The sequence below is a fragment of the Paraburkholderia kirstenboschensis genome (assembly GCF_904848585.1).
Taxonomy (GTDB): domain Bacteria; phylum Pseudomonadota; class Gammaproteobacteria; order Burkholderiales; family Burkholderiaceae; genus Paraburkholderia; species Paraburkholderia kirstenboschensis.
This window is the reverse complement of record NZ_CAJHCR010000002.1, coordinates 170,002-187,313: the sequence shown is the minus strand read 5'-3', so window position 1 is coordinate 187,313 and position 17,312 is coordinate 170,002. Positions and strand designations below refer to the sequence as shown.

15 protein-coding genes are annotated in these 17,312 nt (G+C 63.8%); 12 read left to right on the top strand and 3 right to left on the bottom strand.

Annotation, left to right across the window (positions count from 1 at the left end):
• Positions 1-59: 59 nt before the first annotated feature.
• From JMY24_RS07495 to JMY24_RS07475, 5 genes are all read left to right on the top strand, one after another.
• Entirely contained in the window at positions 60-263 is a 204-nt protein-coding gene (locus JMY24_RS07495; protein WP_006052818.1) for a cold-shock protein, read from the top strand.
• A 102-nt stretch (positions 264-365) separates the two neighbouring features.
• The gene (locus JMY24_RS07490; RefSeq protein WP_128592686.1) at positions 366-746 is read left to right on the top strand and encodes a hypothetical protein; all 381 of its coding nucleotides are present in this window, start codon (positions 366-368) and stop codon (positions 744-746) included.
• Between the two features lie 231 nt (positions 747-977).
• Positions 978-2,399, top strand: coding sequence for a hopanoid biosynthesis associated radical SAM protein HpnJ (hpnJ, locus tag JMY24_RS07485; protein ID WP_128595187.1), 1,422 nt, complete (start codon positions 978-980; stop codon positions 2,397-2,399).
• Entirely contained in the window at positions 2,396-3,562 is a 1,167-nt protein-coding gene (hpnI, locus tag JMY24_RS07480) for a bacteriohopanetetrol glucosamine biosynthesis glycosyltransferase HpnI (RefSeq protein WP_201701710.1), read from the top strand. The genes hpnJ and hpnI (JMY24_RS07480) overlap by 4 nt, the downstream gene beginning before the upstream one ends.
• 153 nt (positions 3,563-3,715) lie before the next feature.
• Positions 3,716-4,813, top strand: a complete 1,098-nt coding sequence (locus JMY24_RS07475; protein WP_201701707.1) for a flippase-like domain-containing protein — start codon at positions 3,716-3,718, stop codon at positions 4,811-4,813.
• On the opposite strand, the gene JMY24_RS07470 is transcribed toward JMY24_RS07475, so the two are convergent.
• Together JMY24_RS07470 and JMY24_RS07465 are read right to left on the bottom strand one after the other, a co-directional pair.
• On the bottom strand, positions 4,810-6,282 hold the full coding sequence (locus tag JMY24_RS07470; protein ID WP_201701706.1) for an ATP-binding protein: 1,473 nt from the start codon (positions 6,280-6,282) through the stop codon (positions 4,810-4,812). The genes JMY24_RS07475 and JMY24_RS07470 overlap by 4 nt on opposite strands.
• A complete protein-coding gene (locus JMY24_RS07465) occupies positions 6,282-6,941 on the bottom strand; it encodes a response regulator (RefSeq protein ID WP_201701705.1) in 660 nt (219 codons plus the stop codon). The genes JMY24_RS07470 and JMY24_RS07465 overlap by 1 nt, the downstream gene beginning before the upstream one ends.
• Before the next feature lie 396 nt (positions 6,942-7,337).
• Here JMY24_RS07465 and JMY24_RS07460 point away from each other — a divergent pair, with 396 nt between their 5' ends.
• From JMY24_RS07460 to hpnK, 3 genes are read left to right on the top strand one after another with little or no spacing between them, the layout of a single operon-like run.
• Positions 7,338-7,688 carry a hypothetical protein gene (locus tag JMY24_RS07460; protein ID WP_128592529.1) on the top strand — a complete coding sequence of 117 codons (351 nt, stop codon included), beginning with the start codon at positions 7,338-7,340 and terminating at the stop codon, positions 7,686-7,688.
• Between the two features lie 12 nt (positions 7,689-7,700).
• Positions 7,701-9,074: a bacteriohopanetetrol glucosamine biosynthesis glycosyltransferase HpnI gene (gene hpnI / locus JMY24_RS07455; RefSeq protein WP_201701704.1), complete on the top strand. Its 1,374-nt coding sequence runs from the start codon at positions 7,701-7,703 to the stop codon at positions 9,072-9,074.
• Positions 9,064-9,993, top strand: coding sequence for a hopanoid biosynthesis-associated protein HpnK (gene hpnK / locus JMY24_RS07450; protein ID WP_236597345.1), 930 nt, complete (start codon positions 9,064-9,066; stop codon positions 9,991-9,993). Before hpnI (JMY24_RS07455) ends, hpnK begins: the two co-directional genes overlap by 11 nt.
• A gap of 19 nt (positions 9,994-10,012) precedes the next feature.
• Here the strand turns inward: hpnK and JMY24_RS07445 are convergent, their stop codons facing one another.
• Positions 10,013-10,936 (bottom strand): LysR family transcriptional regulator, encoded by a 924-nt coding sequence (locus JMY24_RS07445; RefSeq protein WP_128595168.1) that lies wholly within the window; start codon positions 10,934-10,936, stop codon positions 10,013-10,015.
• A 324-nt stretch (positions 10,937-11,260) separates the two neighbouring features.
• Here JMY24_RS07445 and JMY24_RS07440 point away from each other — a divergent pair, with 324 nt between their 5' ends.
• The 4 genes from JMY24_RS07440 to JMY24_RS07425 are packed head-to-tail and all read left to right on the top strand — an operon-like array spanning position 11,261 to position 17,274.
• On the top strand, positions 11,261-12,745 hold the full coding sequence (locus tag JMY24_RS07440; RefSeq protein WP_128595167.1) for a UbiD family decarboxylase: 1,485 nt from the start codon (positions 11,261-11,263) through the stop codon (positions 12,743-12,745).
• Positions 12,738-13,394: a UbiX family flavin prenyltransferase gene (locus JMY24_RS07435; protein ID WP_128595166.1), complete on the top strand. Its 657-nt coding sequence runs from the start codon at positions 12,738-12,740 to the stop codon at positions 13,392-13,394. Before JMY24_RS07440 ends, JMY24_RS07435 begins: the two co-directional genes overlap by 8 nt.
• The gene (locus tag JMY24_RS07430; RefSeq protein ID WP_128595165.1) at positions 13,391-16,456 is read left to right on the top strand and encodes a xanthine dehydrogenase family protein molybdopterin-binding subunit; all 3,066 of its coding nucleotides are present in this window, start codon (positions 13,391-13,393) and stop codon (positions 16,454-16,456) included. Before JMY24_RS07435 ends, JMY24_RS07430 begins: the two co-directional genes overlap by 4 nt.
• Entirely contained in the window at positions 16,453-17,274 is an 822-nt protein-coding gene (locus JMY24_RS07425) for an FAD binding domain-containing protein (protein ID WP_128595164.1), read from the top strand. Before JMY24_RS07430 ends, JMY24_RS07425 begins: the two co-directional genes overlap by 4 nt.
• Positions 17,275-17,312: the final 38 nt, after the last annotated feature.

Sequence of the window (17,312 nt, the reverse complement as noted above, 5' to 3'; positions counted from 1 at the left end):
GGCAGTCCCCGCCCGAGAATTGCCAGTTTTAGTCAACCAGATGCACATGAGGAATCGACATGCCTACCGGTACAGTGAAGTGGTTCAACGACGCGAAGGGCTTCGGCTTCATCACACCCGACGACGGAGGTGAAGACCTGTTCGCCCATTTCTCCGAGATTCGCTCGGAGGGTTTCAAGTCGTTGCAGGAAAACCAGAAGGTCAGCTTCGAAGTGAAGCAGGGGCCCAAGGGCAAGCAGGCAGCGGATATCAAGCCCATCTAGGGGCAAGCGAGACGCTAGCGAAGCGGCGGCGGCCGGCATGCGCGCCCGGCGCATGGCCGGCACGTCGATCGCCGCCTCGCGCCGCGCGCAGGCGAGGTTCGTGTGGACAGGCAATCCGCTTACCAGGAAATCGACGCTAACGGCGGCGAAGCGTATGCGAAGTTCTTCGCTGCGCAAAATCCCGAGGCGCCGCTCGCGCCGTTCTGTCATCGCTATCTGTTTGAAAAGGACCAGGAGCGGGCCAACGACGAGCGCGGCTTCGCCATGAAGTCGCTCGCGCAGATGGAGTCCACGTCGCATGGGGCGCAGGTGGCGGCGAGCGCGTCGCGCGATGCGGCCAATGCCGCGCATACCTCCGCAACAGCCGCGCGGCGCTCTGCATTCTGGACGATGATCGCGGCCATCGCGTCGGCCCTCGGCGTCGCCGTGAACGCCGCACTGAATCTTGGGTGGCTCGATTGGGCACGACACCTTGCGCGTTGATCCGGCTGTTGTTTCGGGTAGCTTCGCAGGTGATTAGTAAGCATGCCGAAATCTCGTGGTAATGCGAGCGGGTGCAACGCCCGCTCGCGCCATTCTGCTTAAGGTTTCCTTCAGCTTTGCTCCGTAGCATCTGTGCGAATTCATGTCTTTGCTCGCCGCGTGGCGAGTGCCCCTCCGACAGTTGTTCGACAGAAAACAGAAAGCGCCTGTTCAAGGCTTGCTGGAGCATCCATGAAAACTCTGTTCTTGCAGGCGCCGTCGTATGACGGCTTCGATGGTGGCGCCGGTTCGCGTTATCAGGCGAGGCGTGAAGTCCGCTCGTTCTGGTATCCGACGTGGCTTGCGCAACCGGCCGCACTCGTTCCCGGCAGCCGCGTTCTCGACGCACCCGCCGATGGGTTGTCGGTCGATGCGACGCTCGATGTCGCGCAGCAATACGATCTCGTGATCATTCACACCAGCACGCCGTCTTTCCCCACCGATGCGCTTTTCGCGGAAGATCTGAAAAAGCGCAAGCCGTCGCTGCTCGTCGGCATGGTAGGCGCAAAGGTCGCCGTCGACCCGTATAACTCGCTGACGGCGAGCGAGGCGATCGACTTCGTCTGCCGCGAGGAATTCGACTTCACCTGCGCCGATGTCGCCGCAGGCAAACCGTTCACGCAGATTCCCGGCCTCAGCTATCGCGCACCGGACGGCTCGATCGAGCACAACGCAGCGCGCCCGATCCTCGAAAACATGGACGAGCTGCCGTTCGTCGCACCGGTCTACAAACGCGATCTGAAGATCGACAACTACTTCATCGGCTATCTGAAGCACCCGTATGTGTCGATCTACACGGGACGCGGCTGCCGCTCGAAGTGCACGTTCTGCCTGTGGCCGCAGACAGTGGGCGGGCATCGCTACCGCACGCGTTCGGTCGAGAACGTGCTGGAAGAAGTGAAGTGGATTCGCGACAACATGCCCGAAGTGAAGGAGATCATGTTCGACGACGACACCTTCACCGACTTCAAGCCGCGCGTCGAGGAAATCGCCCGTGGTCTCGGCAAGCTTGGGGTGACATGGTCGTGCAACGCGAAAGCGAACGTGCCGTACGCTACGCTCAAGATCATGAAGGAAAACGGCCTTCGGCTACTGCTCGTCGGCTACGAATCCGGCGACGATCAGATCCTCCTGAACATCAAGAAGGGTTTGCGCACCGACATCGCGCGGCGCTTTAGCGACGACTGCCGCAAGCTCGGCATCAAGATTCACGGCACGTTCATTCTGGGTTTGCCCGGCGAGACCCAGGACACCATTCAGAAGACGATCGAATACGCGAAGCAGATCAATCCGCACACCATCCAGGTGTCGCTTGCCGCGCCGTACCCAGGCACGCGGCTCTACGAGCAGGCGGTTGAAAACGGCTGGCTCGAACAGAACAAGGTGATCAACCTCGTCAGCAAAGAAGGCGTTCAGCTCGCGGCTATCGGCTATCCGCATCTGTCGCGTGAAGAGATTTATCACCAGCTCGAAAACTTCTACAAGCGCTTCTATTTCCGTCCGTCGAAAATCTGGGAAATCGTGCGCGAAATGCTGACCAGTTGGGACATGATGAAACGGCGCTTGCGGGAAGGCGTCGAGTTCTTCCGCTTCCTGCGCGCACACGAGGCGTGAACGGCGCGCATTGGTTTGCCGTCGCCACCGCGTATGCATGCGCCGCGTGCGCCGTGTCCGGCGTCGGCTATACGCTCGTGGCGAGCGTGCTGATCGGGCGGTTCTTCGCGCGTGCGGTGGCCGAGCCGGGTAGCTTTCCGGCTGTAACGGTCGTGAAGCCGCTGCACGGCAGCGAAGGCGCACTACTGCGCAATCTGTCGAGTTTCTGCGAGCAGAACTATGCCGGCGCCGTGCAGTTCGTGTTCGGCGTACACGACCCGGCGGACCCGGCATTGCAAACCGTCGATGAATTGCAGCGCCTGTATCCACAGGCGGACATCACGGTGATTGCCGACAACGGGCTGTATGGCCCGAATCGCAAGATCAGCAACATCATCAATATGCTGCCGCACGCGCGGCACGACGTGCTGGTGTTTGCCGATAGCGATGTCGGCGTGGGGCCCGACTATCTGCGCCACATCGTCGGCGAACTGGAGCAGCCCGGCGTTGGACTCGTGACGTGCCCGTATCGCGGCGAGCCCGATCCCGGCTTCTGGCCGCGCCTGTCGGCAGCCGCGACTCACTATCAGTTTTTGCCGGGGGTCGTCACCGGTATCGCGCTCGGTCTTGCGCGGCCATGCTTTGGACAGACGATTGCAATGCGGCGCGCCACGCTCGACAAGATCGGCGGCCTGATGCCGTTCGTGCGTCATCTCGCGGAAGATCACGCGATAGGCGAAGCGGTACGCGCAATCGGCGAGAAAGTCGCGATTCCGCCGTTCACCATCTCGCATGCTTGCGTGGAGGGCAGCGCGGCGCAACTCGTCTCGCACGAGCTGCGCTGGAGCCGGACGATCCGCAGCATCGATCCGCTCGGCCATCTCGGCTCCGCGTTGATGCATCCACTCGCGTTCGCATTGCTCGCCGTGGTGTTCTCGGGCGGCGCGTCATGGGGTTGGGCGATTGCGGCGCTCGCCCTGTTTGCGCGCTTCGCATTGAAGCTTTGCGCCGATCGCGCGTTGCGGCAGGCGCATGGCGGGCTATGGCTGCTGCCGATATGGGATATCGTGTTGTTTGCGATTTTCGTGGCGAGCTTCGGCTCTTCGCGCGTGATTTGGCGCGGGTTCAGCTTCGACGTGGACGGTGACGGCCTGCTGTCGGCCGCGCGGGACGAGTCGCGATGAGGCGCGAGGTGGCTTGATGAGCTGCGATTTGGCGCGAACAGATGGCGGACGAAGGGAGGTTAGGGCAGCAATGACGCGCAGTTCTTCTGAATCGAACGATGAGCGGCAAGCCTCCTGCACGAGGCGTGCGACCGGTGCGCACGAGGTATCCGCATGATGAAGCATCTCGGCCGCGTCGCCGCGCTCGCGGGTCTCATCGCGTCGCTGTGGCTCGTCTGGCAGGGCAACCCGGGTGCAGTGCTCGGCGCGTTGCGCGCGGCTGGCGCGGGTCTCGTGCTCGCGGCGCTCGCGCATGTGCTGCCGATGCTCGCCAATGCCTGCGACTGGCGCTCGCTGATTCGTGGCGCGAACCGGCCGCACGTTCCGAACATGCTGCACCTCGTGTGGGTGCGCGAATCCGTCAATAGCATGCTGCCGGTCGCGCGCATCGGTGGAGAGGTGGTGTCGTTTCGCATGCTCAGGCGTTGGGGCGTGAGATCGTCGACGGCGGTGGCGAGCATCATCGTCGACATGCAGTTGACCGTGATCAGCCAGTTGCTCTTCACGATGGTCGGCATCGGCTTTCTGTTCGCGCATGCCCATTCCGACACGCTGCGGCTCGCCGGGCAGCTCGCGTGGGGTGTGGTCGTGCTGACGCCGCTGCTCGTGTTGTTCGCGCTCGTGCAGCACGCCAGTCCGTTCGAGCGCATGACGCGCGCGCTCAATCACATGACGAGCGGCAAGCTCACCGCGCTCGTGGGGCAGTCGGCGCAGATCGATCGGGCAATCAAGCTGATCTGGCGACGCCGCGGCGTCGTGCTGCGCTATCTGTTTTTCTGGCAGCCGCTGCAGTGCTTTTTGACCTCGCTCGAAATCTGGCTCGCGCTGTATTTTCTCGGCGCGCGAGTGACGCTCGTGGAAGCCGTGGTAATCGAGTCGTTGATCCAGGCAATCAGCAGCGCAGCTTTCTTCGTGCCGGGCGGCCTCGGCGTGCAGGAGGGCGGCTTCATACTGATCGGCGGCGCGCTGGGCCTCGATCCGTCGACCTGTCTGGCGCTTGCGGGCGCACGGCGCATTCGCGATCTGCTGATATTCGTGCCGGGGCTGCTCGCATGGCAGTTTGCGGAGACGTCGAAGCGCGTACGCGTGCAAAATCCGACGCTACGTGCGAGCCGCGCCGAGCATCCTCGTGTGCACGGCGAAGCGGCTCGCGGCCCGCGGCAGGCACCACTCGCTGAAGGCAGCGTCGCGGGCGAAACGAACCGCCGCTAGGCTGCTGGCTTCAATCGTTCGGCGGCCGCCGCCGCATAAGCGGGAAACGATACGTCGACGGCGAGCCCCCGGCCGGCGAGGCCAGTGCCGAATCGCATCGTGGCACCGAAGTGTTGCGCGATGCGCGCGACGATCGACAGGCCGAGGCCGCTGCCAGTCGCCTGGTTGCCCGTCGCGCGAAAGAAGCGGTCCGTGAGACGGGCCAGATCCTCAGGCGCAACGCCGGGGCCGTCGTCGCGCACGCTCACCAGAATGCGCTCTTTGAGCGGCTCTCCAAGGTACTCTCCAAGCGGAGTTAGAACCTGCTCTTTCTCACGCCGCACCGCGATCTCGATGGTGCCGCCGTCGCTCCCGTATTTGATCGCGTTATCCAGCAGGTTGTCGAAGAGAATGCCGATCAGCACGGGCTCTGCAACGATCTCCGCGCGCATGTCGCAGTTCAGTGTCACGCGGATATTTTTCTGCTGTGCATTGCCCGCGTTGGCCAGCAATGCGTTCTTCGCGACGGCGCCAGGCGCGAGCGGCGCCGTCGCCAGTTTCTCCTGCATGTCCAGACGCGCGAGCAACAGCAATTGCTCGGCGAGCCGTGCGCTGCGATCCACGCCTTGCACGACGCGCTCCATGGCGAGCCGCTGACGCGCGGGGTCGGGTTCGGCCAGCGCGACTTGCGCCTGAACCTTGATTGCGGCGAGCGGCGTTTTAAGCTCATGCGCGGCGTCGGCAGTGAATGCGCGTTCCCGTTCGAGCGAATGCAACAGGCGCGAGAGCAGCAAATTGATCGCGTCGACGAGCGGCCGCACCTCGATCGGCGCATGGCCGATATCGACAGGCTCGAGACGATTGATGTCTCGCGAACGGATCGCATCGGAGAGCGTGCGCAGCGGCGCGAGACTCCAGCCGATGCTCGACCATACGAGCAGCGCCAGCACCGGCAGCGCGATCAATGCAGGGCGCGCAATGCGGCTCGCGACGCCGCTCACCAGATCGCTGCGCGTGTTGGCCTGTTCGAATACGCGCACCGTGTGCCCGAGCGGCGTATCGCGCAGCGTGAACGAGTGGTACGTCTGGCCACCGAGCACGACGTCCTGCACGCCGGTGACGGGCGGCACCGGCAAATCCCATGCATTGAGCGCGCGCAAGGGCGGGCTGCCCGCAATCACGTCGCCATTGCGCGTGCGCACCTGGAACAGTGCGTCGCGCGGCAGCGAATCATCGTCGTCCGTGTCGTTTGCACTTGTTTCTCCGCCGCGTTCTTCCTCGCGCACGTCGATGTGTGCATTGGCGAGCGTGACGAGATTGGACTGGTCTAGCAACCCGAGCATCTGCGCGACTTCCGCGAGCCGAGCCTCTTCCCACTCCGCCACTTCGCGCGTGGCCTGGCGATAGCTGGACGCAAGAGCGATCGCCCAGACGAGCGCGATGCTGGCGAGCACGAGCAGCATGAGCCGCCGGCGAATGGATGCGCTCATCACGGTTTCTCCACCACGTAGCCGATATTGCGCACGGTTCGTATGAGCTTCGCGCCGAGCTTCTTGCGCAGGTTCGACACGTGCACCTCGATCGCATTGCTTTCGATCTCCTCCTGCCACCCATACAGGCTTTCTTCGAGACGCGAGCGCGATTGCGGAATGCCCTGATTGGTCAGTAACTGGATCAGGATCGCCCATTCGCGCGACGTGAGCGACACGCGTTTGCCGGCCACCTCCACAGTTTGCGAAGCCGGATTCACCGTGAGCTCACGATAGCGGATCAGCTCGACACTGCGGCCTTGCGCGCGTCGCAGCAACGCGCGGCAACGGGCGATGAGTTCGGTGAGGTCGAAAGGCTTGCCGAGATAATCGTCCGCGCCTGCTTCGAGACCGCCCACGCGGTCCACCACCGTCCCGCGCGCGGTCAGCACGAGCACCGGCACGTCATTGCCGGCCTCACGCAGCCGTTTGAGCACGTCCATGCCCGACACACGGGGCAGGCCGAGGTCGAGCACCACGAGCGCATAGCTGGTGGTGTCGAGCGCGAGGCTGGCTTTGTGGCCGTCGCGCGCCCAGTCGACAGTGAAACTTGCTTGACGCAAACCTGCTTCGATCCCGCAGCCGATCAGATCGTCGTCTTCAATGAGGAGTACACGCATGGGGCATAAATTCCGTAGATGTTTTTATCGTGTGGCGGCACGCATGGAATGAACGCAGCGGCTGCAACTCCGAGCGTCAGCCATGCGGTTCGCTAGCTGCGTTATACCGCGTTTTGCTTAAGGTTCCCTTCAGCTTGAATCGATACTATCGCTCATCAACGGCTTACTGTTGTATTGGCGATAAGAATTCGCTAAATGAACTTGCGACATGAGCACGCGGCATCGCCTTTTGTTGTCGGTCTACCGAAATGAAATCGTAAGTACATCGACGGAATTCACGGCAGACGCGTGGCCGCAGTGACCGTCTTTCTCCTTGCTGACGAATGCGTCGAAGAGCGGGCGCTGGCTGCTTACGGGAAGCCGCACGATGCGTTCATCAGGCCACGAAACGAAGCCATGAAGCCAGTCACAGTCGATATGCTGCGAGCCCATCTCATGGTGGCCTCGCTCACGGCTCTCGCGGCCGACGTGCTCGCCTGTGTGACGGTAGCGGCGCTGCCAGGCGCGCAGCATCTGTTTGTCTCCGCGGCTTTCCGGCTCGCCGCTCTCGCCATGGTAGTGGGCGGCGTGATCGTCGCCCGCCAGGTGGCGCAGGCCGCATTCCACCTTGCCGTTGAAGACCGCTACGCGAACGCTGCTGGACTCTACGCGAGGCCAGTCGCCGTCGCGTCCGATTGCCCGCGGCTTTGGCTCGTCATCTTGCATCTTCGCCTCACTGGCACACCGTTCGTCTTGCGCGGACACTGACGGAATCCGCCAATGGTTGCGCACGCATTCACAGTAGGCGAATGGATTCTGCTCGCCGGTTGCATCGCGGCGTCGCTGTATGCGCTGGTCGCGGCGGTGGCGATGCCGTTCTCTACCGTTCGTGGCCGCGCCGCGTTTGGCCACGACGGTCTTTCGCCAGCCGCTCCCGCAGTCGATCCGGCAAGCCTCGTGCACGGGGCGGAGCTCGGCGCACCTGCCTCGTGTCGGGCTTATCCGCTCCCCCATGCGGGCGTGAGTGTGCTCAAGCCGCTGTGCGGCGCCGAGCCCCGCCTCTATGAGAACCTGCAAACTTTTTGTGAGCAGCGTCACGCGAATTTCCAGCTTGTTCTTGGCGTATGTTCTCCTGACGATCCCGCGATTGCCGTCGCGCGTCGTTTGCAAGCTGCGTATCCGTTGCTCGATATCGAACTTGCGATCGACACGCGGGTGCACGGCAGCAACCTGAAAGTCAGCAATCTGATGAATATGGCCGAGCGCGCGCGTCACGACGTGATCGTGATTGCCGATAGCGATATCGCCGTGCGGGCCGATTATCTGGAGAGCGTGGCAGCGCCCCTCGCTGACCCACGCATCGGCGTTCTCACCTGTCTGTATGCCGCGCAAGGCGTGGGCGGCTTCTGGCCGCGCGTAGGCGCGCTATTCGTCAACGAATGGTTTGCGCCCTCGGTACGCGTCGCGCACATGGCGGGTTCGCGCCGCTTCGGTTTCGGCGCTACGCTCGCGTTGCGGCGTGAAACGCTCGAACGCATCGGCGGTTTCGAGGCCCTCAAGAACTGTCTTGCCGACGACTACTGGCTAGCCGAACATGCGCGTGCGCTCGGGTTGCAAACGGTGCTCTCGCGCGTAATGGTGGCCACCGATGTGACCGAACCCACCTTTGCAGAACTGTGGCAACGCGAGACCCGCTGGTTGCGCACGATACGTTCGGTGAATCCGCTCGGTTTCGCTTTTCTGTTCATCACATTTCCGACTCCGTGGCTCATTGCCGGTGCATGTCTGACCGGTGTGTTCGCTGCGGGAGCGAACGGTGGCGCGCCTGCCTGGGACGCGTTCGCCGGCGCGGCCGGCACAATGGCGGGACTTGCCGCGCGTTTGCTGCTGCATCTGCGTGCCGCGCGCCATGAAGTGGCAATACGGTGCGCAATTCCCGGTGAAACAGCGGATTCGCTCGGGCGTGCGTTCTGGCGCGATCTTCCGCTTTTGCCGTTGCGCGATACGCTGCTGTTATTCCAATGGCTCGCTGCGGCTTTCGGTTCGCACGTCACGTGGCGGGGCGCGCGCGTTCCGGTCGGAAGTTCGCGTTCGGCTGCGCGTGCGAGGCCACTGCGCTCGATGGACGTGATGGAGGCATCCGATGGCCGCTGAGGTGGATGTGGCAGAGTCTCACGCATTAAAGCCGCTCGTATCCAGGCCGCTCGCATCCAGGCCACATGCATTCGAGCCTCGTCCCATCGAGCCGTGCGCCGAGAGGCCCCGCGCGCTGATCATCACCGCCGACGACTTTGGCTTGCATTCCCGTGTGAATCTGGCCGTGGAGCAGGCGCATCGCCACGGCGTGCTCACGGCCGCGAGCCTCATGATCGGCGCGCCCGCCGCGACGGATGCAGTCGAGCGCGCGCACGCAATGCCGCACTTGCGCGTGGGCCTCCATCTCGTCCTCGCCGATGGCGACGCGGTATTGCCGCGCGCCTGCATTGGGGCATTGCTGGACGAGCATGGCCGCTTCGGCGACAACATGGTCCGCGACGGCGTGCGGTTCTTTTTTTTGCCGCATGTACGCGAGCAGCTTGCGCACGAAATTCGCGCGCAGTTCCAGGCGTTTGCAAAGACCGGACTCGCGCTCGATCACGTGAACACCCACAAGCATTTTCATCTGCATCCGACGGTGCTTGGCTTGATCCTTGAGATCGGCCGCGAATTCGGCATGAAGGCGATGCGTTTGCCGTTCGAGTTGAATGCGCCGCCGTGGCTAAGACCGTGGATAGCGCTGGTGAAAGCGCGGCTCGACCGCGCAGGCATTTTTCACAACGACTATGTCGTCGGCATCGCCGGCAGCGGCCGCATGGATGAGGCCGCGTGGCTCGCGGCGCTCGCTTCGCTCAGAGGTGGGGTCGCAGAAATTTACTGCCATCCTGCCATTGCAGGCGAGCGCCAATTGACCGACGGCATGCGCGATTACCGCCACGCCGCCGAACTGCAAGCACTGCTGTCGCCGGACGTCGCTCGCGCGATTCGAGCCCTCGGCGCAAACCTCGGCGGCTTCGCCGATGTGGCCAACGGTTAGCGGTTCGCGCCGAGCGTTGCTATTCGATCGAGGCCTCTATCTCCGACGCGCTCGACACCTTGCGCAGCTCGTCGGCGATCACCGACACGAGCGCATCCGCTGCCGCGTTCAAGGGGCGCCGCGGATGCGTTACGCACACAATGTGCCGCACGATGCGCGGCGCGAGAATCGGATATGCGCGCAGCGTGCCCTGATGCACCGCGCGCTGCACCGCGATGCGCGGCAGGATAGTCGCAAAGCGTGTGCTCTCCACGAGCTTCACGATCGTGCTCAGTACGTCGATTTCGAAGCGCGGTGCGAGCAGCACGTCCTCGTGCTGGGCGGCCGTATCCAGCACGCCGCGCAGGCCGTGGCGCTTCGTCGGCAATACGAGTTCGAGTTCGGGAAGCTGTGCGAGTTCGATCGCGTGAGGTAACTCGGGGCCGTTCGCGGCGCTTGTCACGAGCACCATTTCCTCATCGAGCAACGGCTGCGCGTCGAGCGAGAGACGCGCGCGCGGTTTGTTGATGAGCGCCGCGTCGAGCTGGCCGCCCGCCACCCAGTCGATGAACGTCGCGCTGTAGCCGTCTGCCACCGTCACGTCGACATGCGGATAGCGCGCATGAAAGCGCGACAACGCATCGGCGAGCACGCTTTCCGTCACCGAGGCAATTAGCCCGATCGACACATGCCCGGTTACCACTTCGTCGCGCTGCACGAGTTGCTGACGTGCGTGCGCGAGGTCGCGCATGATCGGCAGAAAGAGGCGATACATCAGCCGCCCGGCCGCGGTCGGCGCCATGCCATGCGCGTTGCGCTCGAATAGTTGCTGATGCAGTTCGTCTTCGAGTTTGCCGATCTGCATGCTGAGCGCGGGCTGCACGATATTCAGCCGTTTAGCGGCGCGGGTGACGGACCCGTCCTCGAACAGTGCGATGAAGTACTGGATTTGCCGGAGGTCCATGTTGGTATGAATAAAGCATCAGCGAACATAATGAGCGGGGCGCGGCTTATCAGAACACACGCTGCGGGCCGAGGGGTATGTCATCGACAGTGATGACCGGACTCGTGCATGTACCGTTACATGCGGATGCTGAATTGATAACCCGCCTACAAACGGCTGTCATTGGTGCTAACACTCATATCATCGGGAATGATTCGAAGCATCAATATTCCATATTAGAAGTTATACGCCAATCTCGTTACGCTTCATCATCAACTGGCGCTCCGTTCCGACATGAAGCGGAATTCAAGCGGGGCATGAAGCCAGTCACCGATGGAGACGCAGATGAACACACGCGAAGCCGCGCCGCACGACACCTCACATTTCAGCTGGGCCCGCAAAGGCGGAGCGCTCGCTTTGCGCGACTGGCTCGCGCATCTCGCGCGCAGCGGACGCCTCGCGACCATCGATCAACCGGTCGCGCTGGAACACGAGCTGGCGGCGATTGCCAAACGCCTCGACGGCACGCAGGCGGCTTTCTTCACGCGAGCAGGCGGTCACCGCGTGCCGGTGGTGAGCGGCTTCATGTCCCGGCGCGCGTGGATCGCAGAAGCGCTGGGGGTGGATGAAGCTCAATTGCTCGCTCGCTTTAGCGACGCTGCCGAACGTCCGCTCGCATCTCGTCTCGTGTCGCGCGACGAAGCGCCGTGCCAGCAGGTCGTGCATACGAAGAACATCGACCTTCACGCGCTACTGCCGATTCCGACGCATAGCGAACACGACAACGGCCCGTACATCACCGCCGGTCTCGTGATTGCGCGCAATCCGCGTACCGGCGTACAGAACGTGTCGATCAACCGGATCCAGGTGCACGCCGCGGACCGCATGGCGATCCTGCTGTTGCCGCGTCATCTTCACGCATTCCAGAAAACGGCGGAAGCGGCCGGCGACGCGCTCGACGTGGCCGTTGCGATAGGCGTCGATCCGCTCACGATGCTCGCGTCGCAAGCTATTTCTCCGATCGACTGCGACGAACTCGAGATCGCCGGCGCGTTGCATGGCGCACCGCTGCCGGTCGCGCAATGCGTGAGCAACGGGGTACATGTACCGGCTTTCGCTGAAATCGTGATCGAGGGCCGCATCTTGCCGAACGTGCGAGAGATGGAAGGCCCGTTCGGCGAGTTTCCGAAGTACTACAGCGCGCAGGAAGCACGCGAGGTGATCGAGGTCACCGCCGTCACGCATCGCAAAGACCCCATCTTTCATACGATCGTGCCGGCCGAAATGGAGCATTTGCTGCTCGGCGCGATTCCCCGCGAGGCGACGCTGCTCTCGCATCTGCAACGCAGCCATCCGAACGTGAAGGACGTGCACCTGTCCGTGGGCGGAGTGTGCCGTTATCACCTGTGGGTGCAGTTCGAGAAGAAGCGCGAGGGCGAGGCGAAGAACGTGATTCTGTGCGCGTTCGGCGCGCATTACGACATCAAGCAGGTGGTCGTGGTCGATACGGACGTGGACGTGCACGATCCCGCCGAAATCGAATGGGCAATCGCCACGCGCTTCCAGGCCGATCGCGATCTCGTCGTAATCGAAGGCGCGCAGGGCTCGCCACTCGATCCGTCGACTACCGTCGGCCAGCCCGAGGACGCACCTGCTTATCTGCAGGGCATCAGCGCGAAGATGGGACTCGACGCGACGCGTCCGGTGGCCTATGCATCGCACGTGTTCACGCGCGTGCGGATTCCCGGAGAGGACACGGTGGATCTGAACGCGCTAGTCGCGGCGGATAACGCCGCGTTCGACACTTATCTCGGTGACGGTCATGTCTGAAGCGAGGGTCGACAACACCCGGCAAGACCTGCGCGCGGCTAAGGCGCAGCGCATCGTCGTCGGCATTTCAGGCGCTAGCGGCGCGCTGATCGGCGCGCGTCTGCTCGCTGCATTGCGTCGTCTCGGCACACACGAGACGCATCTGATCGTGTCGGCATCGGGCGCGGTCACGGCCGCGCAAGAACTCGGCATGACGCGCGGCGACCTCGAGAGCCTGGCCGACGTGGTCTACAACGTGCGCGATATCGGCGCGGCCGTGGCGAGCGGTTCGTTCATTACGGCCGGCATGGTGATCGCGCCGTGCTCGATGAAAACACTCGCGGGCGTGGCGAACGGTTTTGCCGACAACCTGCTGACCCGCGCCGCCGACGTGATGCTCAAGGAGCGTCGCCGCCTCGTGCTGGTCGCGCGCGAAACGCCGTTGAATCTCGCGCATCTGCGCAACATGACTCACGCGACCGAGATGGGCGCCATCGTGATGCCGCCGGTGCCCGCCTTTTACGCGCATCCGAAAACCATCGAAGACGTAGTCGACCACACCGTCGGGCGCATTCTCGATCTGTTCGGTATCGAGCACGGCGAGATCGCCCAACGCTGGAGCGGCTTGGCCGATGAATTCGCACAACGGCAAGCGGGAGGCGGGCAATGAACCAGCGCGATCTGCTCAATACAGCCGACGCGGCTACGCGCGAACGCGAGGCCGAACCCGCGAAAGGCGCCGAGCGTCACGTAGGGCGCCCGATGCAGCGTCTCGAAGATCCGGCGATTCTCGCGGGCCGCGGCCGTTATGGCGACGATATCGGCGTGCGTCCCGGGACGCTGCACGCGGCGGTCTTGCGCTCGCCGCATGCGCATGCCGAACTGCTTGCAATCGACACGCAAGCGGCGTCGCAACTGCGTGGCGTGCGCGCGATTCTCACACGTGACGATCTGCGCGCATGGTCGCGCCCGTTCGTGGTCGGCGTCAAATCGCCGATGGAGCAGTGGGCGCTCGCGATGGACCGCGTCCGTTATGTCGGCGAACCAGTTGCGGTCGTGATGGCCGAATCTCGCGCTATCGCTGAGGATGCGCTCGATCTGATCAAGGTCGAGTACGCGACGCTGGAGGCTGTCACGTCGATCGAGGAAGCTGTCGGGAATAACGCTGCGGTGCTGCACGAGAAGGTGGGCAGCAACGTGATCAGCGACCGGCATTTCCGTTATGGCGAGCCGGAAGCGGCGTTCGAAAAAGCGCCGCATCGCGTGAAACTGGTCGCGCACTATCCGCGCAACACGTGTGCGCCGATCGAGTGCGGCGTGGTGATTGCCGAGTATCTGCCGGGCGACGAAGGTTATGACGTCACGTCGAATTTCATGGGACCGTTCTCGCTGCACGCGGTCATGGCGATGGCGCTGAACGTGCCGGCGAATCGTCTGCGTCACAAGGCGCCGCGCGATTCGGGCGGAAGCTTCGGCGTGAAGCAGGCGGTGTTTCCGTATGTGGTGCTGATGTGCCTCGCGTCACGCAAAGCCGGTGCGCCGGTCAAATGGGTCGAGGACCGGCTCGAGCATTTGAGTGCGGCGACGTCCGCGACAGCGCGCCTTTCCACGATCGAAGCGGCGGTCGAAAACGACGGCCGCATCACCGCGCTTTCCTACGATCAGCTTGAAGACACCGGCGCATACTTGCGCGCGCCGGAACCCGCAACGTTCTATCGCATGCATGGGTGTCTCACGGGTGCCTACGCGATCGACAATCTGCTCGTGCGCAACCGCGTCGTGCTGACCAGCAAGACGCCCACCGGACTCGTGCGAGGCTTCGGCGGACCGCAGGTGTACTTCGCGCTTGAACGGCTGGTACAGCGCATCGCGATCGAACTCGGGCTCGACGTGCTCGACGTGTATCGCCGCAACTTCGTGCGCGCCGATGCGTTCCCGTATCGCGCTGCGGCAGGCGCGCTGCTCGATTCCGGCAACTATCAGGAAGCGTTGCGCTGCGCGCTCGACGAAGGCGGCTACGACGAACTGCGTGCGCGTCGTGAGGCCGCACGTAACGAAGGGCGCTTGTATGGCATCGGCTTCTCGGCGATCGTCGAGCCGTCGGTGTCGAACATGGGCTACATCACGACCGCGATGCCCGCCGAGGCGCGCCGCAAGGCCGGTCCGAAAAGCGGCGCGATCGCAAGCGCGACGGTCAGTGTGGATCTGCTCGGCGGCGTGGTCGTCACGATTGCATCGACGCCTGCGGGCCAGGGCCACATGACGGTATGCGCGCAGGTGGTGGCCGACGTGCTCGGCATCTCGCCGCACGAGGTGGCCGTCAACGTCGAGTTCGATACGCACAAGGACGCCTGGTCGGTCGCGGCGGGCAATTATTCGAGCCGCTTTGCGGGCGCGGTCGCAGGCACCGTGCATCTTGCCGCCGTGCGCGTGCGCGAAAAGATCGCGCGCATCGTGTCGAAGCAGCTCAACTGTGCGCCGCAAGATGTCTGCTTCGAAGGCGGTCGCATCTTCGCGCAAGGCGCGGAGGATCGCGCGCAACCGTTCGGCCGGGTCGCCGCGAATGCGCCGCATTGGGCGCCCGCGCTGCTGCCCGAAGGCGAGGAGCCCGGTTTGCGCGAGACGGTGTTCTGGAATCCGCCGAACATGGCGGCGCCCGATGAGAACGACCGCGTCAATACTTCTGCTGCCTATGGTTTTGTGTTCGACATGTGCGGTGTCGAAGTGGATCGCGCAACGGGCCGCGTGCGCATCGACCGTTATGTGACCGCGCACGACGCCGGCACGTTGCTCAATCCCGCGCTCGCCGACGGCCAGATTCGCGGCGCGTTCGCGCAAGGACTCGGCGCGGCGCTGATGGAAGAGTTCCGCTACGGCGCGGACGGCAGCTTCCAGTCGGGCACGCTTGCCGACTATCTGATGCCGACCGCGTGCGAGGTGCCTGATCCGGTGATCGTGCATCTGGAAACACCGTCGCCGTTCACGCCGCTCGGCGCGAAGGGACTCGGCGAGGGCAACAACATGAGCACGCCGCCTTGCATCGCGAATGCGGTGGCCGATGCGCTCGGCGTCGACGACATCCGTTTGCCGCTCACGCCGTCGAAAGTAATGGGGCTGATCGGCATAGACGACCCCGAGCCCTCGCGCCCCGAGTTGCGCGAAGCGCCCGCGCCGAAGAACCCGGCGATGTCCGGCGGCGGCAAGGCGCTGACCGCGCAAGGCAGTGTGGATCTGCCCGCGACGCCCGAAGCCGTGTTTGCCGTGCTGCTCGATCCGAACGCGCTCGCGAAGGTGATTCCCGGCTGCCACGCGCTTGAAACCGAAGGTCCGAATCAGTATCGCGCGGACGTGACGGTGGGCGTCGGCATGATCAAGGCGCGGTTCGAAGCGAAGATCGGTCTGTCGGAGATCGACGCACCGCACCGTTTGCGCCTTGCAGGCGCGGGCATTTCGTCGCTCGGCAGCGCGCGCGGCAGCGGTCTTGTCGAACTGACGCCGATCGCGAACGGCACGCGTCTTTCGTACGACTACGAGGCGCAGGTCTCGGGCAAAGTCGCGGCGGTCGGCGCGCGCATGCTGGAAGGCGCGGCAAAAGTCGTGTTGCGTCAACTGTTCGAATCGTTGGGACGCCAGGCCGCGGGCAAGCCGCTCGACGCGTCGGCCCACAGTTCCGGTGAGGGCGGCGGTTCGTGGCTGTCGCGCTTGTTGGCCCGCTTCAGGAGACACCGATGAAACCCGCGCCGTTCGATTACCTGCGCGCGATGACCGCGCAGCATGCGCTCGACGCACTGGCGGAACACGGCGAAGACGCACGCGTGCTCGCCGGCGGCCAATCGCTGATGGCCGTGCTGAACATGCGGCTCGCGCAACCGCGGATGCTGATCGACATTTCGCGCACCGGCGAACTGGAGGCGGTGCGCGTCGACCGCAAGGCCGGTTCGTTGACAGTGGGCGCGGCAGCGACGCAAGGCAGCGTCGAATGGCGCGCGTCGCTGCGCGATGAAGTGCCGTTGCTCGCGATGGCTTTTCCGCACATCTCGCACTTTCAGATTCGCAACCGCGGCACCGTGTGCGGCTCGATCGCGCATGCCGATCCGAGCGCCGAACTGCCGCTCGTGCTGAGCGCGCTCGGCGGCGACGTGATGCTGCGCTCGAAAAAGAAGCCACGCGTGCTGCCCGCTGACGCGTTTTTTCAGGGCATGTTGATGACCGCCCGCGAGCCCGACGAACTCGTCGAAGCCGTGCGTTTCCCGCTAAAGCGTGAAGGCGAGCGTTATGGCTTCGCGGAATTCTCGGCACGTCATGGCGATTTCGCGATTGTCGCGTGCGCCGCGGTGGTCACCGACGATGCGATCCGTCTCGCCGTGGGCGGCGTGGCGGACCGGCCGGTGGTCGAACAATGGCCGCATCTGTCCGGCGACGATTTGCGCGGGGCGTTGAACGATTTGAGCTGGAAGCTGGGCGCGCAGGACAACGCGCATATCAGTGCGAGCTATCGCCGGCATCTGGTCCGGCAACTCGGATGGCGCGTGATCGAGGAGGCAAAGTGAGCAATACATCCAATGGAAAAACGGCCGAAGGGCCGCCG

Coding starts and splice junctions, on each gene's coding strand:
- JMY24_RS07495 (WP_006052818.1), top strand. CDS start 60: ATGCCTACCGGTACAGTGAAGTGGTTCAACGACGCGAAGGGCTTCGGC.
- hpnJ (WP_128595187.1), top strand. CDS start 978: ATGAAAACTCTGTTCTTGCAGGCGCCGTCGTATGACGGCTTCGATGGT.
- JMY24_RS07475 (WP_201701707.1), top strand. CDS start 3,716: ATGATGAAGCATCTCGGCCGCGTCGCCGCGCTCGCGGGTCTCATCGCG.
- JMY24_RS07470 (WP_201701706.1), bottom strand. CDS start 6,282: ATGAGCGCATCCATTCGCCGGCGGCTCATGCTGCTCGTGCTCGCCAGC.
- JMY24_RS07465 (WP_201701705.1), bottom strand. CDS start 6,941: ATGCGTGTACTCCTCATTGAAGACGACGATCTGATCGGCTGCGGGATC.
- JMY24_RS07460 (WP_128592529.1), top strand. CDS start 7,338: ATGAAGCCAGTCACAGTCGATATGCTGCGAGCCCATCTCATGGTGGCC.
- hpnI (WP_201701704.1), top strand. CDS start 7,701: ATGGTTGCGCACGCATTCACAGTAGGCGAATGGATTCTGCTCGCCGGT.
- hpnK (WP_236597345.1), top strand. CDS start 9,064: ATGGCCGCTGAGGTGGATGTGGCAGAGTCTCACGCATTAAAGCCGCTC.
- JMY24_RS07445 (WP_128595168.1), bottom strand. CDS start 10,936: ATGGACCTCCGGCAAATCCAGTACTTCATCGCACTGTTCGAGGACGGG.
- JMY24_RS07440 (WP_128595167.1), top strand. CDS start 11,261: ATGAACACACGCGAAGCCGCGCCGCACGACACCTCACATTTCAGCTGG.
- JMY24_RS07435 (WP_128595166.1), top strand. CDS start 12,738: ATGTCTGAAGCGAGGGTCGACAACACCCGGCAAGACCTGCGCGCGGCT.
- JMY24_RS07430 (WP_128595165.1), top strand. CDS start 13,391: ATGAACCAGCGCGATCTGCTCAATACAGCCGACGCGGCTACGCGCGAA.
- JMY24_RS07425 (WP_128595164.1), top strand. CDS start 16,453: ATGAAACCCGCGCCGTTCGATTACCTGCGCGCGATGACCGCGCAGCAT.